We start from the raw sequence: 24,619 nt of genomic DNA, 5'->3' as shown, positions 1-24,619 counted from the left end.
GATCACCTCGGGGAGTCCTTCACATGCGCATCGCCCATGCTTTCCTTCTGTCCGCCCTGTTCACCGGCGCCGTCGTCGCGCAGCAGGCGCCGATGTCGGCACCCGGCTCCAAGAACGTTGCCGCGGTCACCGGGGGCACCTACACCGCCGACGCTGGACACACTCTGGTGGAATGGACCGTCGATCACCTCGGCTTCACGCCGTACTTCGGGCTGTTCGGCAACATCACCGGCGCGCTGACGCTCGATCCGAAGAACCTCGGCGCGTCCAAGGTCGAAGTCTCGATTCCGGTGGCGGAAGTCACGACTGCCAGCGCCGGGCTCACCAAGCATCTGCTGAAGCCTGCTGACGCCGGCAAGTCGGCGGACTTCTTCGGCGCCTCGCCCGCCCCGGCGCGCTTCGTGTCGACTCGCGTCACGCCCAGCGGCCAGAACGCGAAGATCGACGGCAATCTGACGCTGAACGGCGTCACCAAGCCGGTGACGCTCGACGCGCAATTCTATGGCGCGGGAAAGATGCCGGCGCAGATGGGCGGCAAGGAAACCGTCGGCTTCACCGCCAACACCACGATCCGCCGCAGCGAGTTCAACATCGGCTACGGCATCCCGATGGTATCGGACGAGGTGAAGCTGAAGATCACCGCCGCGTTCGAGAAGTAAGCGGCGGCGCTCCCTCCGTTACGTGGCACTTCGGGCGGCGATCAGCCCTTCGAACGTGCCGCGGACGGAGGCGGAGGCCGATTCCAGGTGCCGGTTCATCCGCGCATCGAAATCGTCGGCCGTGTCGGTCGGCCCACGGCGCGCCATCTCCCACGCGCCGAACTCGCGCGCCTCGATCGGCCGGTCGTGCAGCACCACGATGGCGCGGTGACGCGGATCAGCGCGGATCCGGTCGAACACGCCCTGAACCGCCCCATCACCGCCTTCCAGAACCTGGAGGAAGCGGTAACCGTCGGTCCACAACAGCCCGGTGACCCCGTCGCGGCGATTGTTGCGCTGCGACGTTGCGAGGATCGTTCCGACCTCGATCGACGCGCCGGTGGAGGCAGTGCTGATATAGAGAAGCTGGCGCAACTTGGGTCCCTTGGCTGAACACGCCCCCCGGCGCGGACCAGCGCTAACCGCCAACTTCTTACGTAAACGTCAAAATTCCTGAAGGCTGGACATGCGCTCGATTATGCGGCAACCGCCGTGTCGATGATCCGCACGGGCGCCGTTCTTCTCCTTCGACTTACGCGCCCTTAGGCGCGACCAGCGACGTGCGCCCAGCGGGCGGCACGCGATCCGCCTAAGGGCCAGACGAGACGAAAAGACGCCCCTCCAGCGAAGCGGACCAACCATGCTGCGCGATCCATCGACCAAGTACCGCCCCTTCCCGACCATCAACATGCCGGACCGGACCTGGCCGTCCAAGGTGATCACCCGCGCCCCGCGCTGGCTGTCGACCGACCTTCGCGACGGCAACCAGGCGCTGATCGACCCGATGGACGCCGAGAAGAAGACCCGCTTCTTCGATCTGCTGGTGAAGGTCGGCCTGAAGGAGATCGAGGTCGGCTTCCCGTCTGCCGGCGCGACCGAATTCGATTTCATCTCCGGCCTGATCAAGCAGGATCGCATCCCCGAGGACGTGAAGATCCAGGTGCTGACACAGTCGCGCCGCGACCTGATCGAAACGAGCTTCCAGAGCCTGCAGGGCGCGCATTCCGCGATCGTCCACCTCTACAATGCGGTCAGCCCCGCATGGCGCCGCATCGTGTTCGGCATGAGCCGCGAAGAAGTGAAGGCGATCGCGATCGAGGGCGCGAAGGTGCTGCGGGACGAGGCGGCCAAGCAGCCTAACGTCGACTGGCATTTCGAATACAGCCCCGAGACGTTCTCCACCGCCGAGGTGGATTTCAGCATCGAAGTGTGCGCCGCGGTGATGGACGTGCTTCAGCCGACCGCCGAGCGCCCGATCATCCTCAACCTGCCGGCGACGGTCGAATGCGCGACGCCCAACGTCTACGCCGATCAGATCGAATATTTCGGCCGCCACATCCCGAACCGCGAGGCGGTGGTGATCAGCCTCCACACCCACAATGATCGCGGCACCGGCGTCGCCGCGGCGGAGCTGGGCCTGATGGCCGGCGCCGACCGCGTCGAGGGCTGTCTGCTCGGCAATGGCGAGCGCACCGGCAATTGCGATCTCGTGACAGTGGCGCTCAACATGTACACCCAGGGCGTCGATCCGCGGCTGGATCTCAGCGATATCGACGGGATCGTGAAGACGGTGGAATATGCCACCAACATCCCGGTTCACCCGCGTACGCCTTACGCCGGCGATCTCGTGTTCACCGCCTTTTCCGGCAGCCACCAGGACGCGATCAAGAAAGGCTTTGCGGCACAACAGGCGCGCAACGACGATTTCTGGGAAGTCCCTTATCTGCCGATCGACCCGGCCGACCTCGGCCGCAGCTATGAGGCAGTGATCCGCGTCAACTCGCAGTCGGGCAAGGGCGGCGTCGCCTGGGTGATCGAGCAGGACAAGGGACTGAAACTGCCCAAGCGCCTGCAGGCCGATTTCAGCCGCCACGTCCAGGCGCTGGCCGACGAGACGAGCCGCGAATTGAATGCCGCCGACATTTGGGGCGCATTCGAGCGCACGTACCTGCCGGGCGACAAGGATCGCTTCGTGTTGCGCGATTATGACGAGACGGGCAGCGTCGGCGATCGCCGCTTCGTCGGTCGGGTCGCGATCGACGGCGAAGAACGCTCGCTCTCCGGCCGCGGCAACGGCCTCATCTCGGGCGTGATCGCTGCGCTCGCCGAATCGACCGGGCCGACGCTCGACGTGGTCGATTATGCCGAGCACGCGATCGGCCACGGCGCTGGCGCACAGGCGGCCGCTTACGTCGAATGCCGCACTGCGGACGGCCGCACCGTCTGGGGCGTCGGCATCGATACCGATGTCGCCACCGCCAGCGTGCGCGCCGTGCTCAGCGCCGCCAATCGCGCGTAACCTTCGGAGGCAGCGTCATCATGGCGCTGCCCTCCAGTCACTGGAGCCTAATTCTCGCAGCCCGACTCCGAAACGCCTCACATCGGCACAATATCGAGCTACGCCGGGCTGACTCAGGCGTTCGCTATATTGATCCTGATCCCTGCCCTTCAAATAATCGCGGCCTGACATCGCGATAATCTTAGCGGCCCAGCGCTGAGCATTACGCGTGACCCTCAGCCATCCGGCGCCGCGAAAGATCACCGACGATGAGCCCATTCGAGCTGGTCTTTGCGGTTTACGGCCTGCTGCTCGGCCTCGCCATTTCCGAAGTGCTCGGCGGCTTCTCCCGCGCGCTGAAGTTGAAGCGCGGCACGGCGGCCGTCCGCATCGGCTGGCTTTCACCATTGCTCGGCTGCGTTGCGATGCTTGACCTGTCGAGCTTCTGGCTTCTCGCCTGGTACTCACGTGAGCAGATCGACGCCAATTACATCACGTTGGTCTCGGTGCTGGTGATGGTCGGCATCTATTATCTCGCCGCCACGCTCATATTCCCAGACACCCCGGAAGAATGGCCCGACTTCGACGATTGGTACGACCGGCAGAAGCGGATGGTGGTCGGCGGCCTCCTCACCGCGAATGTCTGCAGCTGGATCGGTATCATCGCGCTGAGCGAACTTCATCCAGCGCCCGCATCCGAAGCGGAGGCCACCAGCAGCCTGGCCGAGATGGTCTACGATCTAGGCGGGATCTTCGCGCTCATTCTGTTCGCGCTTCTGATGATCGTCCGTTCGCGCCGCTGGAACGTGCTGTTCCTCGCATTGCTCTGCGTAACGCTCGTCACCGTCGGCGCGGCGGAGCAATATGTCTGATGGCTCAGCGGCTGCGCACGATCTCGCAACCAACTCGCGCGTCTGGATAAACGTCGAGCTTCATCGATCGCACCCGAACCTGGCGCACCCGCGCGTCGGAGAGGCAAAGCGCGGCCACCGCTTCGACCAGCGTCTCCTGCAACGCAAAGCCGGGCCCACGCGCCAGATCGTGGATACCCGTGCGGACAAAATCATAGTCCAGCACTTCCTCGATCGCATCGGCAGTGGGCGAGCTCGCGTAGCTGACCGCCATCTCCACCGACAGGCGAACACGCTGCGGTTTCGCCTCGTGCGGATGGATGCCGAGCCGCATCGGCACGTCCAGGCGATCAAGGATGATGGTATAATCAGCCATCGCGCCGCTCCGGCCGCCGCGTCTCGAACATCACGTCGCCGGTCCGCTTCAGGAAGCGCTGGCCGCTATCAACATGGATCGTCTGGCCGGTGACGCTCGACGCCCCGAGGAGGTAGACGACCGCCGCCGCCACCTGATCGGGCCCTACAGGCCGCCGCAACAGGTTCTCGCGCGCGACCCGATCGAATTCGTCTTCGGTCTGGTCGCCGCTCGGCAGCGTCAGGCCGGGCGCAACGGCATTCACCCGTACCCGCGGCGCAAAGGCCATCGCCATCATCTCGGTCGCGCCGGCAAGTGCGTACTTGGTCAGGCTGTAAGAGAAAAAATCGGGATTGGGATTGGCAAGCTTCTGATCGAGCAGGTTGACGATCGCACCCTGCTCCAGCCCCGGTTGGGCCGCGAGCGCGGCACCCAGCATCGCGGGCGCCGTGCAATTGATCGCATAGAGGCGCGCGGCAAGCTGCGGATCGATCGCCTCGGGCCGATCCTCCTCGAACAGCGAGGCGCTATTGACCAGCCCGTTGATCGGGCCTTCCGCTGCGGCAATGGCGCGGTCGAACAGCGCACCGATCTCGTCGGTCCGCGACAGGTCTCCTCCAACGGCGACGCCGCCGATCTCAGCCGCCAGCGCTTCCGCCTCCGCCGCTGACGTGCCGTAGTGCACCACGACCAGCGCACCGGCCGCCGCGCAGGCCCGCGCGATCGCCGCGCCGAGCCGCTTGGCGCCGCCGGTAACCATCACAGTGTCCAGCCCAGCCGTCCCGTCGCTGCCGGCCCGCGTCACGCGCGGCCCTGCATATCCATCAGCGCCAGCACTTCCCTGCGGCTGCGCTCGTCATCGCGGAACACGCCCATCATCCGGCTGGTGACCATCGAGACACCCGGCGTGCGCACGCCGCGCGCCGTCATGCACGCATGGCTCGCCTCGATCACCACCGCGACACCCTGCGGCTTCAGGCCGTTCCAGATGCAGTCGGCGACCTCCGCAGTAAGCCGCTCCTGCACCTGCAGCCGCCGCGCATAGGCGTGCAGCACGCGCGCCAGCTTCGAAATGCCCACGACATGGTCCTTCGGCAGATAGGCGATGTGTGCCCGGCCGATGATCGGCGCCATGTGATGCTCGCAGTGCGACTGGAACGGAATGTCCCTCAACAGGACGATCTCGTCGTAACCGCCCACTTCCTCGAAGACTCTCGACAGGTGGTGCGACGGATCATCGGCGTAGCCCGCACAATATTCCTTCCACGCCCGCGCCACGCGCCTCGGCGTGTCGATCAGGCCCTCCCGCTCGGGATCGTCGCCAGCCCATTTGATCAGCGTCTTTATTGCATCGGCAACGTGATCGGGCACGACGATCTTTCCGTCGCTGCCTATAAGGTCCCCATCCTCGGGCGATCCGTTTGCAGTCATTTCCGAGACAAACCCTCTATTCTACAAAGCGATCCCGCGCGCCGACAGGATCGGTTCGGTTTCGCTACTGTTTCATTTCAGTCACTGCTCTGTGCACCCCGAACGCTTCTCGCGCAAATTCATTTGACGGGCGAAAATTTCGCGCGCTACGTTCCATACCGCACAGTGGAACTACCGCAGACCGGCAGAAGCCGGCGCGGCTCTAGGAGGGGATGCCAATGCGCAAGATGGATCTGTTTGCCGCGACCGCGCTCGCGCTGATCGCAACGTTGCCGAGCTATGCTGCCGCTCAGGCGGCGACCGGAACGCAGGATACCGCACCTACGAATACCGCGCCGACAGGTGCCTCGGCGAGCCCACAGGATGCCGGTGGCTATGGCGCGGACATCGTGGTTACCGCGCAGCGCCAGGCGCAGACGCTGCAGGAAGTGCCGATCGCGGTCACTGCATTCTCGGCCGCGGCCCTCGAAGCGCAGCAGATCGACAATGCGTCGGATCTGCAGCTGACGCTTCCCAACGTCACCTTCTCCAAGGGCAATTTCACCGGGTCCAGCTTCACCATCCGCGGCGTTGGTGACTTGTGCGTCGGCATCTCGTGCGACGCGGCGACCGCGATCCACCTCAATGGCTCCCCGCTGCTCGGCACCCGCATCTTCGAAACCGAGTATTTCGATCTCGAGCGCGTCGAAGTGCTGCGTGGCCCGCAAGGCACGCTCTTCGGCCGCAGCGCCTCGTCGGGCGTGGTGAACTTCATCACCGCCAAGCCGCGCACGGATCGCTTCGCTGCCGCGGCCGAGGCAGAATACGGCAACTACGATTCGATCCGCGCCAAGGCGATGATCAACGTGCCGCTCGGCGAAACGCTGGCCGTTCGCCTAGCCGGCTTCTACCTCAACCGCGACGGCTATACGAAGAACCTGTACAACGACACGCGGATCGACGGCCGAGACATGTACTCGGTCCGCGGCTCGATCCGGTGGGAGCCATCGGTCGATACGACCGTCGACATCCTCGCGTCGTACTTCAAGGAAGACGATAACCGCCTGCGCATCCAGAAGCAGCTGTGCCAGACGGATCCGACCGGCGTTCTGGGCTGTCTCAACAACCGCCGCGATTTCGGCCGCACCAATACCAACTCGGGCTTCACAGGTACGCTGGGCAGCCGCGAATTCCTGACGATCGCGTTCGGCAGCCCGGTGCTCGGCCAGGCGCTCGGCCTCGGCAGCGTGTACGGGCCGGACGCCTATGCCGGCAACCCGATCCTGCCCGATCCGCGCGAAGTCTACACCGCTTTCAATCCCACCTATAAGACGGACGAGACGACGTTCCAGGCGCGGATCGATCACAATTTCGGTCCGGTCCGCCTCCAGTTGACCGGCCTCTATCATGAGACGTCGGTCGATTCCTCGCAGGACTATAACCTTGGCGTTGCCAATCGCTCGCTGATCCAGCCGTCGCTCAACAACGTGGCGTTTGCGGCGGCGAATGGCCTCGGCCCGATCCCGGCGGCTTACTTTGCGCCGATCGCGCGCGCGCTGTTCCCGAACGGCCCGACCGGTGATCTGTGCACCTCGGCACCGCGCGGCACCGGCCTCGGCGTGTACGGCGGGTTCAGCAACTGCGGCCCCGTTCCGAACGCCTATGATCGCTCGACCCAGAAGACGAAGGACTGGTCGGTCGAAGGTATCATCACCTCCGATTTCGACGGCATGTTCAACTTCCTGCTCGGCGGCATCTATGTCGACGGCAAGGTCCGCAACGGCGACTATTACGTCAACGCCTTCGCCATTGACTACGTGACGGGCATTCTCGGCACCGTGCAGGCCGCGGGCGCGGGCCGCGCGCCGTCCTTCTCCGCCACGCCATACTTCTGGAACGCGACGCCTGAGTTCCGCTTGAAGTCCTACGGCATCTTCGGTGAGACCTATTTCGACTTCACCGACAAGCTGAAGCTAACGCTCGGCCTGCGCTACAACAACGACCGCAAGTTCGTCCGCTCGCGCTCAACGCTGGCAAGCTTCCCGGTTCCCTTCACGCAGACGGGCAGCGCCTTCGATGCGCCGGGCGCAGCAGGTTATGATGCCGACCCCGTCACGCCGGGGATTCAGCAGTTCGCGATCCGTCGCCGTACGTTCGACGAATTCACCGGCCGCGCCGTCGTCGATTACAAGATCACCGACGACAATCTGATCTATGCGTCCTACTCGCGCGGCTACAAGTCGGGCGGCTTCAACCCGCCGGTCCAGGTGCCGAACCTGGTGATCCCGGACTCCTTCCGTCCGGAAATCATCAACGCCTTCGAAATCGGCTCGAAGAACACCTTCGACAACGGCCGCTTCACCCTGAACCTCACGGGCTTCTATTATAAGTACAAGGGCCTGCAGCTCAGCCGCATCGTGGCCCGCTCGTCGATCAACGACAATATCGATGCCGACATCTACGGCGTCGAGGCGGACGCCTTCTTCCGGCCAGCGCCGGACTGGGCGATCAACATCGGTGCCAGCTACCTGAAGACGAAGGTCACGACGGACGATCCGTTCATTAACCAGCGAGACGTGTCGGGCGGAAACCCCAACACCGTCATCATCAAGGACCTTCAGGCCGCCTTCAACTGCGTCGTCCGTGGCAACAACGCGGCGGTCGCCCAGGCCTTCGTGACCGCGGTGAACACGGGGCTGGGCCTGCGTGGGCCCACGCCGTTCCCGGCTGATGCGAACGTCGGCGCGGCGACCGGCGCCTTCAGCCTCTGCGACGTGCTGGCCGCCCAGTCGGCGAACCCGGCCGTGCTCGGCCTGCTGCCCGCCGGCTCCACAATCAGCGTCTCGGAAGGCGTCGGCGTCAGCATCAAGGGCAATTCGCTGCCGCAGGCGCCGGTCGTGAAGTTCTCGGCCGGCGTGCAGAAGACGTTCGACTTCTCGAACGGCATGTCGCTCGTCCCGCGCTTCGACCTTACCTACACGGGCGAGAGCTACGGCAACATCTTCAACGGGCGCATCAATCGTATCGAAGGCTATGAGCAGGCGAACGCCCAGATCCAGCTGAACGGCGTGGACGATCGCTGGTTCGTTCGCGGGTTCATCCAGAACATCTTCGATAACAACGCCACCACGGGCCTCTACCTGACCGACCAGTCGTCGGGCCTGTTCACCAACATCTTCACCCTCGAACCGCGCCGCTACGGCGTGGCCGCGGGCTTCAAGTTCTAAGATGGAGCCTGCCCCGCACTCCCGGGGCAGTGTTTCCGAACGGCAAACTGGGGCGGCGCCTTCGCGGGGCCGCCCATCTTTGTTGCGCGCGTCAGCGCAGGCGCGCCGCCGCCCAGGCGACGTGATCGGCCATGAAGGTCGAAATGAAATGGTAGCTGTGGTCGTAGCCCGGCTGTCGCCGCAGCGTCAGACCAATGCCCGCCGCCGCGCATGCCGCTTCCAGCAATTCAGGCTTCAATTGCTCGGCCAGGAACCCATCAGCCTCGCCCTGGTCGACCAGGATCTCCGGCACCCGCGCGCCGTCCTCGATCAGCGCGCAGGCGTCATAGGGCCGCCACAGCGCGCGGTCCGGCCCCAGATATCCACCCAGCGCCTTCTCGCCCCACGGGCAATGCAGCGGCGACGTGATCGGCGCGAAGGCGGATATGCTGCGGAAGCGGCCGGGATTACGCAGCGCGATGGTCAGCGCCCCATGCCCGCCCATCGAATGGCCGGTGATCGACTGGCGCGCCAGGTCAGCCATCGAGAATTCGGTCGCGATCAGGCCGGGCAGTTCGTCCTCGATGTAGCTGCGCATGCGGAAGTTCGCCGCCCACGGCTCCTCGATGGCATCGACATAGAAGCCCGCGCCCTGGCCGAAGTCCCAGCTGTCGTCGTCCGGCACGCCCCCGCCACGCGGGCTGGTGTCGGGCGCGATGAAGATGATGCCGTGCTCGGCGCAGGCGCGGCGATACTCGCCCTTGTCGGTAACATTGGCGTGCGTGCACGTGAGGCCGGAGAGGTACCACAGCACGGGGAGCCGCTCGCCTTCCTCATGCGCCGGCACATAGACCGAGAACGTCATGTCCGTCCCCGTCGTCGCGGCGCGATGGCGGTACACACCTTGGGTGCCGCCAATCGCCTTGCTCTCGCTGACCGTTTCCATTTGCGTCTCCATCTACTAGCGCGCGACCTAGCGCGGTGTTCGTGCGTTAGCGAGACGATCAACGCTGGACGGTGCTGCAAGGGCGTGACAAGCGCGCCCGACCGGCGCAGAACAACGATCGCGCTTCGCAAGCGTGATTCCGCGGATGCCGAATAACCGGCGCAACAGGAAGGAATGCAATGGCTACCAAGACCAAGACCGGAGAGGCGACCAAGGCGAAGGCCGGCGCTGCGAAGAGTGGAGACGCCAAGCCGAAGACTGGTGGCATCCACGCCCCGGTTCAGCCCTCGCCCGAACTCGGCGCCGTTGTCGGCAATGATCGCCTGCCGCGCAGCGAAGTGATCAGCAAGGTCTGGGAATACATCAAGTCCAAGAACTTGCAGAACCCGGAAAACAAGCGCGAAATCCTCGCCGACGACAACCTCAAGAAGGTTTTCGGCAAGGACAAGGTGACGATGTTCGAGATGAACAAGTACATCTCCGCGCACGTAAAGGCCTGATCGAGACGACATCGTCTCCCCGGGGGCGCGGCCGCGGCAGCGCCCCCGGTCGGCTGCGCGTTCGATCCACTGCACCCACGGCGGTATGGCTCGCCACGCGCGCCGGCGTACCTACTCCAGCCGGTTGGCTTCCCCACCGGAACGTCTCGCTCCACCACGGCGTTTCCCCACCTCTGGTGAGAGGAACGACCGATGAAAAAACCGCTGCTTACCGCCGCCTTTGCCACCGTTCTGCTTGCTGGATGTAACAGCGAGAGCCGTGCGGCCGAAGAGAAGAGGGAGCGCGACGCCCAGCAAGCCGCTGCCATCGCCGGCGCAGAGGCCGTCGCCCTCGGCCTCACCGAGGCTCAGCTGCTCGACGCTGATCTGATCGGCCCGGATGGAGCGGAAATCGGCGAAGTCGAAGAGGTCGTTCGCGGCCCCTCGGGCAAAGTCGAACGCCTGCTGGTCGAGGTCGAAGACACGACCCCCGATCGCTACGTTCATGTGCCGATCGAAAGCCTGACCCCGGTCAAGCGGGGCGATGACACCGATCTGTCCACCACCATGACGAAGCAGCAGCTCCAAGCTCTGCCCGAGGTGAAACGGCAGCCACGCTGAACCGCCGGCCCCGCCGCCTCAGCGCATCGGGGTGGATTAAGCAACCCGACTGTCGCGACGGGTCGCGTCGCGGCGCGCACGACGCGATCGCTCTATTCGCATTAGCTCCGGGTCGTCACCGGACCACTGTACCTGCCAGCTGCCGGCAGCGGCAGCATGGTGCCCCCGGCGAGATTCGAACTCACGACCTGCGGTTTAGGAAACCGTCGCTCTATCCTGCTGAGCTACGGGGGCACGGGCGCCTAGCTACGGTGTGCGCGGGGGGCGGTCAATCGGCCGCGCCGCACGCCACATCGCGCGGCTCAGTTCGCCTTTTCCGGCGGCACGATCGGAAGCGGCAACGGCGCAACGGGCACGCCTTCGTCGACCAGCGCCTTCGCCTCGGCGAGCGTGGCCTGGCCGTGGATCGTCTCGTGCGGCTGGTCACCGGCATGCATCGCGCGCGCCTGTGTTGCGAACTCTCCGCCGACCCAGCGCGACCCCTCAAGCACCTTGCGTTGTGCGGCCGCCAGTGCCTGCAGCGCCGCCTTCACCTCGGCCGGCGGGCTGGGCGACCGCGCATTGCCTTTCGGCGCGACGTTCGGCGCCATCACTGCCTTCTCGACCGCCGTGTCGCCGCACATCGGGCAGGCGACCAGCGCGCGCTCGCGCTGCTCTTCAAAGGCACTGGAGGAGCCGAACCACGCTTCGAACACGTGGCCGCTGGCGCATCGCAGATCGAAGACGATCATTCCGCCACCGTCGCCGGCGGAACCGGGCGGCGATGCGCGATCACCGGGATACGCGCACGCACGTCCGCCACGCGATCCGGAGCGATCTCGACGAACTCGAGCCCGGGCGCATCATCCATGTCGCACAGCACCTCACCCCAGGGGTCGATCGCGAGCGAATGGCCGTAGGTCGCTCGGCCGTCCTCATGCTCGCCCGTCTGCGCCGCCGCGATCACGAAGGCGGCCGACTCGATGGCACGTGCGCGAAGCAGCACGTGCCAATGTGCCGCACCGGTCGGTCGCGTGAAGGCCGCAGGCACCGCGATGATCGTTGCGCCCGCGTCGCTCAACACCTGGAACAGGGCCGGAAAGCGCAGATCGTAGCAGATCGTCAGCCCAAGTCGGCCGAGCGGCGTTTCGACCACCACGGCCCCCTCGCCTGGCGCATAGGCAGCCGATTCGCGCCAGCTTTCCCCGGTCGGCAAATCGACGTCGAACAGGTGGATCTTGTCGTAGCGCGCCCGGATCGCCCCGGCGCCGTCGATCACGAAGCCGCGATTGGCCAGCCGGCCGTCGTCGCGCCGCAACGCCAGGCTGCCGAGATGTACCCAGATCCCGGCGCGCGCCGCCGCCTCGCGCACCGCCGCCAGAACGCGATCGTCGTCCTCTGCTACGATCGACGCAGCCGCGCGCTGCCGATCACGATCCAGCAGGCCCGACATTTCAGGCGTGAAGAGCATCGCTGCACCCTCATCGGCGGCGGCGCGGATCGCATTGGTGATCGTAACGGCATTGGCTGCGGGATCGATCCCGCTCGTCATCTGGAGGATCCCTGCCCTCATGGCGGGCTGAGCATCGCATCAAGCTGCCCGGCACGCTCCAGCGCGGCCAGATCGTCCGATCCGCCGACATGCTTACCGTCGATGAAGATCTGCGGCACGGTGGTGCGCCCGCCGGCACGATCGATCATCTCGACGCGCTTCGGCCCGCCAAGCGTGATGTCATATTCGGTCGGCTCGACGCCCTTCGACGCCAAGAGCTGCATCGCACGGGTGCAATAAGGGCACCACGCCTTCGTGTAGATTTCTACCTGGGCCATATCCGCGAGTTGTGGACGCGACGGGCGATTGTCAATCCGCCGCGGCGTCGTCCAGCACCCGTGCCCAGCACAGGATCGATACCTGCGCCGCGCCGCCGCGCAGCAGGGCGGCAACGCATGCGCTCGCTGTCGCGCCGCTGGTATGCACGTCATCGACCAGCACGATCCGCTTGCCATTGATCGGCCCGGCGGCACGCGGCGTCAGGGCAAAGGCCCCCTGCACTGCCTTGCGCCGATCCTTCGCGCCCAACCCGCGCAACACCGGCGTAGCTTTCGTGCGGTTGAGAAGTGCCCCGTTTGCAGCCACGCCGCTCGCTCGTGAAAGTGCGCCGGCGATCAGCCCGGCCTGATTGTAGCCGCGGGACCACAATCGCCAGCGATGAAGCGGCACCGGCACGATCAGATCGGCATCCGCCGACAGATGGCGCAGCATCAGCCGCGCCGCCGTCTCGGCAAAGGCGGCCCGCCCGCCGTATTTCAGGCGCAGCGCCACCGTCCGCGCGATATCGCCATAGACGACCGCCGCATCTAGCCCCGCGTGGCGCGGCGGATCGGCGATGCAATCAGCACACCGGCTGTCCGCGCCACGATCATAAGCGAACGGCGCGTGGCAACTCGCGCACCACGGCGGCGCCAGGAAACGAAGCGCGCTCCAGCAGGTCACGCAAAAGCGATGGTCTGCGGTGGTGACGATCCCGCAGCCGGGGCAGCGCGGCGGCAGCGCCAGCGAAATCACCGGCTCGATCAGCGGGATGGGCATCGCAACCCTTGTTCCCCCTCGCCCGCGCGCGCACAAGCCGCCGCATGAGCACGCCCGAGATTTTCGATCGATCCGCCCGCCGCCAGCGCCGCGACCGTGCCGCGTCAGGCTTTGCCGCACATGATTTCCTGCGCGCGGCGATGCTGGACGGGATCGAGGAGCGCCTCGCGAGCGTCCGCCGCAGCTTCACAGACGTGCTCGATCTCGGCTGTTTCGATGGCAGCTTCCAGCCGCCGGCCGGCGCACGGGTGGCGCGGCTCGATGCCGGCCACGCCTTCGCGCGCATGGCTGGCGGCGTGCAGGGTGACGAGGATCGCCTGCCTTTCGCCGACGCTTCGTTCGATCTCGTCGTCTCCGCCGGTGTGCTGGACCAGGTCAACGACGTCCCCGGCGCGCTCAGCCTCATACGGCGCGTGCTCCGCCCCGACGGCTTGTTCCTCGGCGCGATGCTCGGCGCCGGTTCACTGACCGCGCTCCGCGCTGGCTTCCGTGTGGCCGAGGCCGAGCGCCCGGCGGCCCGCCTCCATCCGCAGATCGAGGTGCGCTCCGCCGGCGATCTCCTCATGCGCGCCAGCTTCGCGCTGCCGGTGGCGGACGTCGAAACACTGCGCGTCCGCTATGGGGGGCTGGGCCGGCTGATCGAGGATCTGCGCGGCATGGCGGGGACGAACCTGCTGGTCGAACGTCAGCCGCTCAGCCGCATGGCGCTCGCCCGCGCCGCCAATGCTTTTGCCGAAGCCGCCGATCCCGACGGGCGCACGTCGGAGCGATTCGAGATCATCTTCCTCACCGGCTGGGCACCCTCGCCCGATCAGCCGCAGCCGGCACGGCGCGGCAGCGCCACGGCATCGCTCGCCGCGGCGCTGAAGCGCGATCAGACGGGAGGCTGAAGCCTAATTCTCGGCGCGGCGGTTGAGGTCGTGGCCGAAAGCCAGGATGCCGACGCCGATGATGGTCCACAGCGCCTCGCCGCCTTCCAGGAAGGCCGTGTCATGCGGCAGCGTCATCGCGCCGGCCATGATGCCGAGCCCCAGCGAGCCGGTGGCAAGCGGCAGCAGGTAACCGTGCTGCATCGCGCCCCGGCCCAGGCCGATCGCGCCAAGCACGATGGCGATGCCCAGCCCCACCTCGTGGAAGATCGGGTTGCCGAGAAGCCCGCCGACCGTGGAGAGCATCGCGAAGAACACCGCGCTCGCCACGCAATGAACGATGCACAGGCCCGACACGTACATCGCGATCCGGTCGAGGCCGATCGGACGAGAAAGGCGGGTCATCGTTGTCATCGATCGACCATGTAGCGCGGTTATAGGCGGGTTACAATATCACATTAACTCGGCTCACCGACCCCGCGCGCCATTGCCCGCGCGATGCCATGTGCTTAGAGGGCTTCATGCTCCACCCCAGCCCCGGTTTTCGCGTTTCGGCCCAGCCGCAAGCCCTCGTCAGATGGCTTTACTTCGTCGCCTTCCTAATCGTGGCGATGGTGGCAGTCGGCGGCATTACGCGGCTGACCGAATCGGGCCTGTCGATCACGCAGTGGAAGCCGATCAGCGGCATCATCCCGCCCTTGAACGAGGCGCAGTGGATGGCCGAGTTCGCCAATTACCAGCGCATCCCGGAATATCAGCAGATCAACCGCGGCATGACGCTGGATGGCTTCAAGCAGATCTTCTTCTGGGAATATGTCCACCGCCTGCTGGGCCGCGTGATCGGCCTCGCCTTTGCGCTGCCGCTGTTGTGGTTCGCGGTCCGCCGCGCCATTCCGCGCGGTTACGGCCCGCGGCTCCTGGTGCTGCTGGCGCTCGGCGGCCTGCAGGGCGCGATCGGCTGGTGGATGGTGGCATCCGGCCTGTCGGAGCGAACCGACGTCAGCCACATCCGCCTCGCGGTGCACCTAACGGCCGCGCTCGTGATCCTGGGCGGCGTCGTCTGGACGGCGCTTGATCTGCGCGATCTCGCCCGTGATCCCTCCGCGCGCCCCGCGGGCCTGCGGCCGCTCGCCGCCGTCGCCCTGCTGCTGCTTACGGCGCAGATCGTGCTCGGCGCCTTCACCGCCGGCCTCAACGCCGGCTATGCCTTCAGCAGCTGGCCTTTGATGGGCGACAGCTTCTTCCCCGCCGATGTGCCGATGATGCAGCCGGCGTGGATCAACGTCGTCGACAATCCGGTGGTGGTGCAGTTCGTCCACCGCTGGTTCGCCTTCGTCAGCGCCGGTGCGCTGGTGGCGCTCGCCTTCGCTGCCCGCCGCCGCGGCGCGGTGAACGCCTGGGCGGCGGTGATCCTGCTCGTCGGGCTTCAGATCGTGCTTGGCATCGCGACCCTGCTCACCGGGGTCCAGATCGCGATCGCGGTCGCGCACCAGGTCAACGCCGCCATCCTGCTGATCGCCGCCGTCGCCGCGGCGCACGCGATCAGCCGCTCGGCGGCCCGCTAACCGCCACTACCGGGGCGCTGCGGCGGCTCAACCGGCGTGAAGTCGATAGCGCGCCAGCGCCTCGTAATCGGCCTGGCACGCGTCGGCGATCCGGGCGAGCGCCTCGGGCAACCCTCCGGCCTCGCCTTCCGGCGAACCGAAGCCCGTGGACGCTTCGACCCGGCCGTACCAGTGCGACGCCCAGATGCCGTCTGCCGCATGCCGGCCCGCCGGCCACGCCAGCATCGCCTTGGTCCAGGCGATCCCCAAAGCCGCACACAGCAACGCCAGCGTGCCGGCCGGATCGCGCAGCACGTCCGCCGCATCCACCACCGGCGGCGCCCGCCCGATCCGCTCCGCCTCGCGCTCGAAGAACGCCCGCTGCGCCGCGACACCCAGATCCTCGGCCGTCACCGCCTCGCGCTTCGCCGCATAGGAAGCGACCATCCGCGCGGGATCGCGGATCAGGAACGCATGGGTCACGCCCGTCAGGTCGTCCGGCGCGATCGGCCCCACCATGTGGTGCGGCATGTGCTTCTGGTACCAGACCGGCTCGCCGCCCGGTGCCGGCCCCGCCAGCGTCGCGGCAACCGAGTGCCAGTCGCAATCCATGTCGGCGATCACCACCTCGCGCATCGGATGGTCGGCGCCGGTCGCCTTCAGGAAGCAGCCGTAGAACGGCTCGTCGCTGACGGCGCAGTCCGGCCGGCTGGAGAAGCTGCGCATCATCGCGGTGGAGATGTTGCGCGGGCCGGACCACATGGCGATGCGAACCGTCACGCGAGTTCGCGCTCCACGGCCTGGCGATACAGGCCCTGCAACCGCTCGACCATCGGCCCCCGCCCGGTGCCGATCACCCGCCCGTCGATCGTCCCCACGGGCGCCAGGCCCGCAAATGTGCCGGTAGTGAACGCCTCGTCCGCGCCATAGACATCGGTCAGCGAGAAGTTGCGCTCATAGGTCGGGATGCCCGCCGCCTTCGCGGTCTCGACGACGATCCGCCGCGTGATCCCGTCGAGGCAATAATCCCCGGTGGAGGTCCATACCTCGCCATTGCGCACGATGAAGAAGTGCGTCGAATTGCATGTCGCGACGAAGCCGTGCGGATCCAGCATCAGCGCCTCGTCCGCGCCGGCCTGCGCCGCCTGGATGCAGGCGGTGATGCAGTTCAGCTTGGAATGCGAATTGAGCTTCGGGTCCTGCACGTCCGGATAGCCGCGGCGCACATGGACGGTGAACAGGTTCAGCATCCGCGTCGCGGTGCCGGGCGCCGGCGCTTTCCACTCGGGGATGAGGACGATCGTCGCCGGCGAAATCACGACCCGGGGGTCTTGATACGGCGTCGACCGGATGCCGCGCGTCACCATCAGGCGGATGTGGACGCCGTCGCCGGTCATCTCGTTCGCCTCGAGCACCCGCCGCAGCCGCCCGACCAGTTCGTCGCGCGAGATGCCGATGTCCAGCATGATCGCCTTCGCGCCCTGCCACAGCCGATCGAGATGCCGGTCGAGGAAGGCGATCCTGCCGCCATAGACGCGCAGCCCCTCCCACACGCCATCGCCAAGCATGAAGCCCGAATCGAACACCGAAACCTTCGCCTCGGGCCGCGGAAACAGCTCCCCATTCACGTCGATCAGCACGTTGTCGTTGCGCGGATCGGGGGTGAACACATGCGTGCCGGTGGCGTGTTCGGTCATGGTGGTTCCTTGCTAAGACGGTCCCCCTATCCGGTTCGTGCCGAGCTTGTCGAAGCACGGGCCGCAGGCGGATCGCTCAATGGCCGCACTTCGACAGGCTCAGTGCGAACAGTCGGGCGGGGGAGGCCCGCCCCCCCCCTTTTGCCCACTCAGATATGCAGGGGCCGCCCGTAGGCGGACAGCACCGCCTCGTGCATCGTCTCGCTGATCGTCGGGTGCGGGAACACCGTGTTCATCAGCTCCGCCTCCGTCGTCTCCAGCGTCTTGCCGATCGTGTACCCCTGGATCAGCTCGGTCACCTCGGCGCCGATCATGTGCGCGCCCAGCAGCTCGCCGGTCTTCGCGTCGAACACCGTCTTCACGAAGCCTTCCGGCTCGCCGAGCGCAATCGCCTTGCCGTTGCCGATGAAGGGGAAGTTGCCGACCTTCACCTCGTAGCCCGCTTCCTTCGCCTTCGCTTCGGTCAGCCCGACGCTGGCGATCTGCGGCCGGCAATACGTGCAGCCCGGGATGTTGCGCGGGTCCATCGCATGCGGGTGGCCGCCGGCGATCGCCTCCGCGGCAATCACGCCCTCGTGCATCGCCTTGTGCGCCAGCCACGGCGGCGCGGTGATGTCGCCGATCGCCCATACCCCATCCACGTTGGTGCGGCAGGCCGTGTCCGTCTTTACGAAGCCGCGATCGTCGGTCGCGACGCCAAGCTCCTTCAGCCCGATGTTCTCGGTGTTCGGTACGATGCCCACCGCGACGATCACATGGCTGAACTCCGCCGTCGTCTCCTTGCCGGCCTTGTCCTTCAGCTTCGCGGTCACGCCCTTGTCGCTGACCTGAAGCGCGCTCACCCCGGCGGAGGTCATGATCGTCATGCCCTGCTTCTTCAGCGCCTTTTCCAGGTGCGCCGAAACGTCGGCATCCTCCACCGGCACCAGCCGGTCGAGCATTTCCACAACCGTCACGTCCGCGCCCATGTCGTTGTAGAAGCTGGCGAACTCGATGCCGATCGCGCCCGATCCGATGACCAGAAGCGTCGTCGGCATCTCGCTCGGCGTCATCGCGTGGCGGTAAGTCCAGATGCGCTTCCCATCGGCCTTGGCGAACGGCAGGTCGCGGGCCCGCGCGCCGGTCGCGACGATGATGTTCTTGTACTGAAGCTCGCTCGCCTTGCCGTCCTTGTCAGTCACGGTCAGCTTGCCCTTACCGGTGAGCTTCCCCTCGCCCATGTGGACGGTGATCTTGTGCTTCTTCATCAGGTGCGCGACGCCCTGATTGAGCTGCTTGGCCACCCCTCGCGAGCGCTTCACCACAGCATCGAGATCCGCGGCGAAGCCTTCGACCGTCAGGCCGAAATCCTTCGCATGGCTCATGTAATGGAACACCTCGGCCGATCGCAGCAGCGCCTTCGTCGGTATGCAGCCCCAGTTGAGGCAGATGCCGCCCAGCAATTCGCGCTCAACGATCGCGGTCTTCAGCCCAAGCTGCGCCGCACGGATCGCCGCGACATAGCCGCCCGGCCCGGAGCCGAGGACGACGAGATCGTAAGTGTCTGCCACAATTCAGTTCCTTGGTTTGCGCGCGGCCTTCACGAGTTCCGGCACGCTCATCACGAACACGGCCAGCATCGTTGCCCAACCCACCGGATCGAGCGAATCTTCGCCCTGCGGATAGGCCCAGACGCCGGCACGGAAGATCGCCAGCGTCAGCGCCAGTCCGGCGGCGAGATGCAACAACTCAACCGCAAGCGCGCGGTTCATGTCAGGCGAGCATCCCCAGCGGGTTCTCGCACAGCTGCTTGAACGCCTGCATCAGCTGCGCCCCGTCGGCGCCGTCGATCGCGCGGTGGTCGAAACTGCCGGTCACGCTCATCACCGTCGCCACACCCAGTGCATCATCGACGATATAGGGGCGCTTCTCACCGGCGCCCACCGCCAGGATCATGCCCTGCGGCGGGTTGATGACCGCTTCGAACTGCTTGATGCCATACATGCCCATGTTGCTGAGCGAGGCGGTGCCGCCGGTGAATTCCTCCGGCTTGAGCTTCCGGTCGCGCGCGCGAGCGGCAAGATCCTTCATCCGCGTCGAGATCGACGAGAGCGACGCCGTATCCGCTTCGGCGATCACCGGCGTGATCAGGCCCTCGGCGGTCGACACCGCGACCGAAATGTCCGCACGCTGGAAGGTGATCAGCTCGCCCGGCGTGTACATGACGTTGCACTTGGGCACCTGCACCAGTGCGACGCCCAGCGCCTTGATGAGAAGGTCGTTGACGGAGAGCTTCACGCCGCGCGCTTCCAGGCTCGCGTTGAGCTCGCTGCGCAGCTTCAGCAGCTTGTCGAGCTGCACGTCCACCGTGAGGTAGATATGCGGCACCTGCTGCTTCGATTCGGTCAGGCGGCGCGCAATCGTCTTGCGCATGTTGCTGAGCTTGGTCTTCTCGTGCGGCACGTCCGGGATCTGCGCCGGCGCCGTGGGCGCAGCAGCGGCGGCAGTCGGCGCGGCAGCGGCCGCCTCGGCGGCAGGCGCAGCGGTGCCCGGCTGCGCGCCTTCCACATCGGCCTTCACGATCCGCCCGTTCGGGCCCGATCCGGTAAGCGCCGCCAGATCGACGCCCTTCTCGGCGGCGATGCGGCGCGCCAGCGGGCTTGCCTTTACGCGCTCGCCATCGGCACGCGGCGTTTCAGCACGCGCCTGCGCCTGCGTCTGCGGCTGCGCTTGCGCCGCGGGCTGCGGCTTCGCTTCCGGCTGCTTCGTCTCGGGGTTCTGCGGCGAAACCGGCTCGCCCGTCTCACGATCTACCGGGGCGTCGACCTGCTTCTTCGGCTCTTCCTTAGCAGCAGCCGGCGCGGCGGCTGGCGCGCTTTCGGCCACGCTCTCGCCTTCCTCGGCCAGCACCATGATGACCTCGCCGACCTTCACGCCGTCGGTGCCCTCGGCCACGGTCAGCTTCGACACAACGCCTTCGTCGACCGCCTCGAACTCCATCGTTGCCTTGTCGGTCTCGATCTCGGCCAGCAGATCGCCCGATCTGACGGTGTCACCTTCCTTGACCAGCCATTTGGCCAGCGTGCCTTCCTCCATCGTCGGAGAAAGAGCAGGCATCTTGATCTCGATCGGCATGAAGGTCCTCGAACTTGTCCCGGGGGGAGGGTCCCTGTCTCTCGCGCCGTGCCCTTGCGCGGTCAACCCCGCAGGCGGATAAGCTGGCGCCAACGAGGGGCCGACAGCAATGCGTATTTACCTAACCGTGATCGACGACACGCCCGAGGCGGAGATCGCGCTGCGCTTCGCCGCGCGCCGCGCGGTGAAGACGGGCGGCGGGGTCGAGATCCTCGCGCTTGTCGAACCGCAGGAGTTCATCGCCTTCGGCGGCGTGCAGGCAACGATCGAGGAAGATGCGTTGCGCTATGCCGAGGCGCTGGTCGCCCGCGCCGCCGGTACGCTGATCGAGGAATCGGGCCTTCGCCCCGCCATCACCGTGCGCCAGGGCGAAGGGCCAAAGATCATCAGGGAGCTGATCGCCGGCAACCCGCAGATCGCAGCGCTCGTGCTTGGCGCCGCGGCGGACGGTGCGCCCGGCCCGCTCGTCACGCACTTTGCGGGTGAGGTCGGCGCCCTCCCCGTGCCGCTGATGATCATCCCGGGCAGCCTCGACCGGGAGGCGATCGATCGGCTGAGCTGAACGGCGGCGGCACCCTCCCCGGCCGGATCACCGACCGGGAAGGGCACGCGCACGTCACTCCTTGGTGGCGACCAACGTGCCCTTTGACCCGTCCCGCGGATCGGTCCACGCCACGTTCAGCGTCTTGCCGTCCGCTGACACGTCATAGGTCGTCACCTGCGTGACCTTGCCGTTCTGCATGTCGGTAAGTTGCAGCCGGTTCGGCGCCAACAGCGCGGCCTTGGTCATCGTCTTGCCCGGATCACCGACGACCGGCGCATAATCGCCGCCCAGCTTCGCTTCCAGCGTCTCGCCCATCGGAGACGTCATCCGCAACGTATCACCGTCGACGTTGAACGTCGCGCGCAAGGCGTTGTCGGTCACGTTGATCGAAGCAGGATCGGTCTTCCAGGCACCGGAGATCAGATGTGCCCCCGTCACCGGCGCCCCGACCCGGGTCTGGACCGTCTTCTGCTCCACCTGGGCGCCCGCGGCGTTGTTGGTGTTCATCGCCGTCACCACGGTTGACATTCCGTCAGCGGAAACGACGCGGCGGTTCTCCCCTACCACCTTGCCATCCTTGCGGAACTGGAACGTCACCGTCTGCGGGTCGACCGCCTTGATCGCGAGCTCGTCCCAGTAAGGACGATCCGGCACCGCATGGAACGCGCCGTCCGCCTTCACAGTATAGGCGCTCGGCATGCAGGATTTGCACGAATAGCTACCACCTTTCAGCGTGAATTCATCCGGCTTCACGTCCATCACGGATGATTTCGGGTTGAGCTTCCACGTTCCGTTGAACGCGCTATCAGCAAAAGCCGGCGTGGCAGCCAGCAACGCACTGCCAAGCAGCGCCGCAAACATCTTCTTCATCATACTTCCCCCCAGTATAATAAATGACAACGCGCACTGGCGACCATTCATTATTTGCCTACGATACGGTAATCGGCCACCGCGTCAAATGAACCTTGTCTGATCACGCAATTGCCGCCACCAAGCCGGCATGATCCGCATTTCGCCCGCCGCCATTCCCTTCGCCACCCTGCTCCTCGCCACCCCTGCTGCAGCACGCGACACGCCCTCGCCCGATCGGCTGCGCGGCTCGGTGGAGAAGCTCGTCTCGTTCGGCACCCGCCACTCGCTTTCTTCGGCGACCGATCCGAGGCGCGGCATCGGCGCCGCGCGCAACTGGGTGGCGTCCGAATTCGAGCGCATCGGCGCGGCCTGCGGCGGTTGCATCACGGTCGAGCGCCTGCAGCGCCGCTTCGTCAATGCCCGCGCGCCCAACGGCGTCGTGATCGAGGACGTGCTCGGCATCCAGCGCGGCACCGATCCCAACCGCTTCATCATCGTCGGCGGCCATATCGACAGCCGCGTCAGCGACGTGATGGACGTGACCTCCGACGCCCCCGGCGCGAATGACGACGCCAGCGGCGTTGCGCTGGTGCTGGAGGCCGCGCGCATCCTGTCGAAGGAGAAGTTCGCCGCCAACATCGTCTACGTCGCCTTTTCGGGCGAGGAGCAGGGCCTGCTCGGCGCCACCTTGCTGGCCGAGACCGCCAAGGCGCGCGGCTGGCAGGTCGATGCGATGCTCAACAACGATATCGTCGGCAATTCGATCGGCCAGAACGGCCTGCGAGTCGCCGATCGCGTGCGCGTCTTCTCCGAAGGTGTCCGCGCCAGCGAGAGCCTGGCCGAGGCGATGGAGCGCCGCGCCATCGGCGGCGAGGACGATGGCCCCAGCCGCGCGCTGGCCAAGGCGATCGACGGCATCGCCGATACGCTGCCCGGCAAGTTCGACGTCTTCGTCGATCGCCGCCCCGATCGCTTCGGCCGCGGCGGCGATCATGAACCGTTCCTGCGCCAGGGCTATCCCGCCGTCCGCTTCACCGTGGGTGCCGAGAATTGGGATCGCCAGCACCAGGATCTGCGTACCGAGAACGGCCGCGTCTATGGTGACACGATCGAAGGGATGGACTTCCCCTATCTCGCGCGCGTCACGGCCATCAACGTCGCCACGATCGCGCAGCTCGCCGCCGCCCCCGCCGCGCCGGCGGGCGTCAGCGTCGCCGGAGAGCTGACCCGCGACACCAATGTCGCCTGGCAGCCGGTGCCCGGCGCCACGCGCTACAAGATCCACTGGCGGCGCAACGACAAGCCGGCCTGGACGGACGATCGCGAGGTTGCCGGCGCGACTCAGCTGGTGCTGAAGGAAGTCTCGGTCGACGATCACTTCTTCGGCGTCTCGGCGATCGGCCCCAACGGCGCGGAGAGCATCGTCACCTTCGCCGGCCGCGCGCCTCGCCGCTGAGTAAATAGGAAAGGCGCCGTACCGCAGATCGCGGAACGACGCCCCCTTGCCCCCCGACAAGCTCGTTTCCGGGATCAGCCGCGGCTCAGCCGCCGCGACATCGCCCGTCTAATCGTCGCGCCTAACGCGCGCCCCGGCGCGAGCGCGTGTACGTCACGGCATCGTCCCAGGTTTCGGTCGTGGTGGTCGTCACCGTCGGCTGGCTCTGCACCGTCACCGTCGTCACGCTGGTGCCCGGATAATAATAACCGTTGGCATAATAGCCCGGCGTCGCCTGCGGTCCGCTGGTGGTCGTCGTGGTGACGACGGTTGTCCCCGGGCCGGCCGTCACGATCGGCGCGGGGGCGGAGGGCGCCCGCGTGCCGATTGCCGGCATGGGTGCCGATCCCGGCCCATAAGCCGGCGGCGGTGACGGCGCACGCGTGCCCACCGCAGGCATCGGATATCCCGCACCATACGCCGGTGGCGGCGGCGGCGGCGGCGCACGCCGGCCTCGGTCCGCCGACTTGTCCACCGCATATCCGGTCAGCGCGCCCACGCCGCCGCCGATCAGCGCGCCGCCCAGCCGGTCACCCCGGCCCGCGATCGCTGCGCCCGCGACGCCGCCAATCGCCGCGCCCACTGCTGCGCCGGCAACGCCATTGCTCTCGCGCGGATAATCGTAAGGCGCACCGGCGCGTGCCGGCGGCGGCGGAGAAGAGGTATAGCCACTATAGCCGGGCAGATTGCCGTCATCGTAGAAGGTGTAGTCCACGCCTTCCGGATCATATTGATCCCAGTCGATCCCGCCGATCGTGTCGTACACGGCGCCGCGATCATCGATCAGCACCGCGTCATTGTAATAGCGGGACCAGGTATAGCCGACGGGCGGCTGCGGCAGGCCATATCCCGCCCAGTCGTTCACATACCAGCGCGGCGCGATCCAATAGCTCGGCAGCGTCCAGCCGCGCACCGGCCGGTGATAGGCGCCCCAGCCGCCAGGCGCGCGCGCCCCGCCCCACCAGCGGCCCTGGATGCGCCCGCCCCAGCGCGGGCCGTTGGCGCCGGGCCGGCCATTGTTCCACCCCGCCGGGCGCTGCGGTCGCTGCCAGTTGCCCGCGCTCGGCGTTGCAGTCGTCGTGGTCCAGGTG

27 protein-coding genes and 1 tRNA gene are annotated in these 24,619 nt (G+C 66.6%); 10 read left to right on the top strand and 18 right to left on the bottom strand.

Features of this window, described 5'->3' with window-relative positions:
• Window positions 1–23: 23 nt before the first annotated feature.
• Window positions 24–659, top strand: a complete 636-nt coding sequence (locus ACH0CP_RS11815; protein WP_406889096.1) for a YceI family protein — start codon at window positions 24–26, stop codon at window positions 657–659.
• 18 nt (window positions 660–677) lie between these two features.
• Here the strand turns inward: ACH0CP_RS11815 and ACH0CP_RS11810 are convergent, their stop codons facing one another.
• The gene (locus ACH0CP_RS11810) at window positions 678–1,073 is read right to left on the bottom strand and encodes a BLUF domain-containing protein (RefSeq protein WP_406889094.1); all 396 of its coding nucleotides are present in this window, start codon (window positions 1,071–1,073) and stop codon (window positions 678–680) included.
• Between the two features lie 265 nt (window positions 1,074–1,338).
• Here ACH0CP_RS11810 and leuA point away from each other — a divergent pair, with 265 nt between their 5' ends.
• Entirely contained in the window at window positions 1,339–2,997 is a 1,659-nt protein-coding gene (gene leuA, locus ACH0CP_RS11805; RefSeq protein ID WP_294441623.1) for a 2-isopropylmalate synthase, read from the top strand.
• A 248-nt stretch (window positions 2,998–3,245) separates the two neighbouring features.
• A complete protein-coding gene (locus tag ACH0CP_RS11800) occupies window positions 3,246–3,848 on the top strand; it encodes a hypothetical protein (RefSeq protein WP_406889093.1) in 603 nt (200 codons plus the stop codon).
• A gap of 4 nt (window positions 3,849–3,852) precedes the next feature.
• Here ACH0CP_RS11800 and ACH0CP_RS11795 read toward each other — a convergent pair whose 3' ends face one another.
• Genes ACH0CP_RS11795 through folE form a run of 3 tightly spaced genes read right to left on the bottom strand, consistent with a single transcriptional unit; the run spans window position 3,853 to window position 5,613 of the window.
• The gene (locus ACH0CP_RS11795) at window positions 3,853–4,203 is read right to left on the bottom strand and encodes a dihydroneopterin aldolase (RefSeq protein ID WP_406889090.1); all 351 of its coding nucleotides are present in this window, start codon (window positions 4,201–4,203) and stop codon (window positions 3,853–3,855) included.
• On the bottom strand, window positions 4,196–4,942 hold the full coding sequence (locus tag ACH0CP_RS11790) for an SDR family oxidoreductase (protein WP_406889298.1): 747 nt from the start codon (window positions 4,940–4,942) through the stop codon (window positions 4,196–4,198). The genes ACH0CP_RS11795 and ACH0CP_RS11790 overlap by 8 nt, the downstream gene beginning before the upstream one ends.
• Before the next feature lie 41 nt (window positions 4,943–4,983).
• Window positions 4,984–5,613 carry a GTP cyclohydrolase I FolE gene (folE, locus tag ACH0CP_RS11785; protein ID WP_406889088.1) on the bottom strand — a complete coding sequence of 210 codons (630 nt, stop codon included), beginning with the start codon at window positions 5,611–5,613 and terminating at the stop codon, window positions 4,984–4,986.
• Window positions 5,614–5,831: 218 nt separating this feature from the next.
• Here folE and ACH0CP_RS11780 point away from each other — a divergent pair, with 218 nt between their 5' ends.
• Window positions 5,832–8,819 carry a TonB-dependent receptor gene (locus ACH0CP_RS11780; protein WP_406889087.1) on the top strand — a complete coding sequence of 996 codons (2,988 nt, stop codon included), beginning with the start codon at window positions 5,832–5,834 and terminating at the stop codon, window positions 8,817–8,819.
• 91 nt (window positions 8,820–8,910) lie between these two features.
• Here the strand turns inward: ACH0CP_RS11780 and fghA are convergent, their stop codons facing one another.
• Complete coding sequence (fghA, locus tag ACH0CP_RS11775) at window positions 8,911–9,744, bottom strand: S-formylglutathione hydrolase (protein ID WP_406889085.1); 834 nt, start codon at window positions 9,742–9,744, stop codon at window positions 8,911–8,913.
• 179 nt (window positions 9,745–9,923) lie between these two features.
• On the opposite strand from fghA, the gene ACH0CP_RS11770 reads away from it, so the two are divergent.
• Window positions 9,924–10,244, top strand: coding sequence for an SWIB/MDM2 domain-containing protein (locus ACH0CP_RS11770; protein ID WP_294442708.1), 321 nt, complete (start codon window positions 9,924–9,926; stop codon window positions 10,242–10,244).
• 192 nt (window positions 10,245–10,436) lie between these two features.
• Complete coding sequence (locus ACH0CP_RS11765) at window positions 10,437–10,844, top strand: PRC-barrel domain-containing protein (protein ID WP_406889083.1); 408 nt, start codon at window positions 10,437–10,439, stop codon at window positions 10,842–10,844.
• 157 nt (window positions 10,845–11,001) lie between these two features.
• Here ACH0CP_RS11765 and ACH0CP_RS11760 read toward each other — a convergent pair.
• The 5 genes from ACH0CP_RS11760 to ACH0CP_RS11740 all read right to left on the bottom strand — a co-directional run bounded on the left by ACH0CP_RS11760 (window position 11,002) and on the right by ACH0CP_RS11740 (window position 13,413).
• A tRNA-Arg gene (locus ACH0CP_RS11760) sits at window positions 11,002–11,078 on the bottom strand.
• A 68-nt stretch (window positions 11,079–11,146) separates the two neighbouring features.
• A complete protein-coding gene (locus ACH0CP_RS11755; protein ID WP_406889081.1) occupies window positions 11,147–11,575 on the bottom strand; it encodes a DUF1178 family protein in 429 nt (142 codons plus the stop codon).
• Complete coding sequence (locus ACH0CP_RS11750) at window positions 11,572–12,396, bottom strand: carbon-nitrogen hydrolase family protein (RefSeq protein ID WP_406889079.1); 825 nt, start codon at window positions 12,394–12,396, stop codon at window positions 11,572–11,574. The genes ACH0CP_RS11755 and ACH0CP_RS11750 overlap by 4 nt, the downstream gene beginning before the upstream one ends.
• Window positions 12,393–12,653 carry a glutaredoxin 3 gene (gene grxC, locus ACH0CP_RS11745; protein ID WP_294442712.1) on the bottom strand — a complete coding sequence of 87 codons (261 nt, stop codon included), beginning with the start codon at window positions 12,651–12,653 and terminating at the stop codon, window positions 12,393–12,395. The genes ACH0CP_RS11750 and grxC overlap by 4 nt, the downstream gene beginning before the upstream one ends.
• Window positions 12,654–12,684: 31 nt before the next feature.
• Complete coding sequence (locus tag ACH0CP_RS11740) at window positions 12,685–13,413, bottom strand: ComF family protein (RefSeq protein WP_406889077.1); 729 nt, start codon at window positions 13,411–13,413, stop codon at window positions 12,685–12,687.
• A 44-nt stretch (window positions 13,414–13,457) separates the two neighbouring features.
• Between ACH0CP_RS11740 and ACH0CP_RS11735 the strand changes: the two genes are divergently transcribed.
• A complete protein-coding gene (locus tag ACH0CP_RS11735) occupies window positions 13,458–14,303 on the top strand; it encodes a class I SAM-dependent methyltransferase (RefSeq protein ID WP_406889075.1) in 846 nt (281 codons plus the stop codon).
• A gap of 3 nt (window positions 14,304–14,306) precedes the next feature.
• On the opposite strand, the gene ACH0CP_RS11730 is transcribed toward ACH0CP_RS11735, so the two are convergent.
• Window positions 14,307–14,696: a MerC domain-containing protein gene (locus ACH0CP_RS11730; RefSeq protein WP_406889073.1), complete on the bottom strand. Its 390-nt coding sequence runs from the start codon at window positions 14,694–14,696 to the stop codon at window positions 14,307–14,309.
• Window positions 14,697–14,803: 107 nt separating this feature from the next.
• On the opposite strand from ACH0CP_RS11730, the gene ACH0CP_RS11725 reads away from it, so the two are divergent.
• Window positions 14,804–15,847: a COX15/CtaA family protein gene (locus tag ACH0CP_RS11725; RefSeq protein WP_406889070.1), complete on the top strand. Its 1,044-nt coding sequence runs from the start codon at window positions 14,804–14,806 to the stop codon at window positions 15,845–15,847.
• A gap of 27 nt (window positions 15,848–15,874) precedes the next feature.
• Here ACH0CP_RS11725 and ACH0CP_RS11720 read toward each other — a convergent pair whose 3' ends face one another.
• From ACH0CP_RS11720 to ACH0CP_RS11700, 5 genes are all read right to left on the bottom strand, one after another.
• A complete protein-coding gene (locus ACH0CP_RS11720) occupies window positions 15,875–16,606 on the bottom strand; it encodes an HAD family hydrolase (protein WP_294442720.1) in 732 nt (243 codons plus the stop codon).
• A complete protein-coding gene (locus ACH0CP_RS11715) occupies window positions 16,603–17,523 on the bottom strand; it encodes an aminotransferase class IV (protein ID WP_294442721.1) in 921 nt (306 codons plus the stop codon). Before ACH0CP_RS11715 ends, ACH0CP_RS11720 begins: the two co-directional genes overlap by 4 nt.
• A 149-nt stretch (window positions 17,524–17,672) precedes the next feature.
• Window positions 17,673–19,073 carry a dihydrolipoyl dehydrogenase gene (lpdA, locus tag ACH0CP_RS11710; RefSeq protein ID WP_406889068.1) on the bottom strand — a complete coding sequence of 467 codons (1,401 nt, stop codon included), beginning with the start codon at window positions 19,071–19,073 and terminating at the stop codon, window positions 17,673–17,675.
• Between the two features lie 3 nt (window positions 19,074–19,076).
• Window positions 19,077–19,274, bottom strand: coding sequence for a hypothetical protein (locus ACH0CP_RS11705; RefSeq protein ID WP_294442723.1), 198 nt, complete (start codon window positions 19,272–19,274; stop codon window positions 19,077–19,079).
• A 1-nt stretch (window position 19,275) separates the two neighbouring features.
• A complete protein-coding gene (locus tag ACH0CP_RS11700) occupies window positions 19,276–20,637 on the bottom strand; it encodes a pyruvate dehydrogenase complex dihydrolipoamide acetyltransferase (RefSeq protein ID WP_406889066.1) in 1,362 nt (453 codons plus the stop codon).
• A gap of 109 nt (window positions 20,638–20,746) precedes the next feature.
• Between ACH0CP_RS11700 and ACH0CP_RS11695 the strand changes: the two genes are divergently transcribed.
• Window positions 20,747–21,199, top strand: coding sequence for a universal stress protein (locus tag ACH0CP_RS11695; RefSeq protein WP_294442725.1), 453 nt, complete (start codon window positions 20,747–20,749; stop codon window positions 21,197–21,199).
• A 54-nt stretch (window positions 21,200–21,253) separates the two neighbouring features.
• Here ACH0CP_RS11695 and ACH0CP_RS11690 read toward each other — a convergent pair whose 3' ends face one another.
• Window positions 21,254–22,051, bottom strand: a complete 798-nt coding sequence (locus ACH0CP_RS11690; protein ID WP_406889064.1) for a hypothetical protein — start codon at window positions 22,049–22,051, stop codon at window positions 21,254–21,256.
• Window positions 22,052–22,181: 130 nt separating this feature from the next.
• Here ACH0CP_RS11690 and ACH0CP_RS11685 point away from each other — a divergent pair, with 130 nt between their 5' ends.
• Window positions 22,182–23,489, top strand: a complete 1,308-nt coding sequence (locus ACH0CP_RS11685; protein WP_406889062.1) for a M20/M25/M40 family metallo-hydrolase — start codon at window positions 22,182–22,184, stop codon at window positions 23,487–23,489.
• A 121-nt stretch (window positions 23,490–23,610) separates the two neighbouring features.
• Here ACH0CP_RS11685 and ACH0CP_RS11680 read toward each other — a convergent pair.
• Window positions 23,611–24,619 (bottom strand): RcnB family protein (locus tag ACH0CP_RS11680; protein ID WP_406893916.1); only part of this gene is annotated, 1,009 nt, incomplete at its 5' end.

The organism is Sphingomonas sp. 179-I 2A4 NHS (assembly GCF_045369135.1).
GTDB lineage: Bacteria > Pseudomonadota > Alphaproteobacteria > Sphingomonadales > Sphingomonadaceae > Sphingomonas.
The sequence above is the reverse complement of the archived record's forward strand: the minus strand, read 5'-3'. Positions and strand labels throughout refer to the sequence as shown.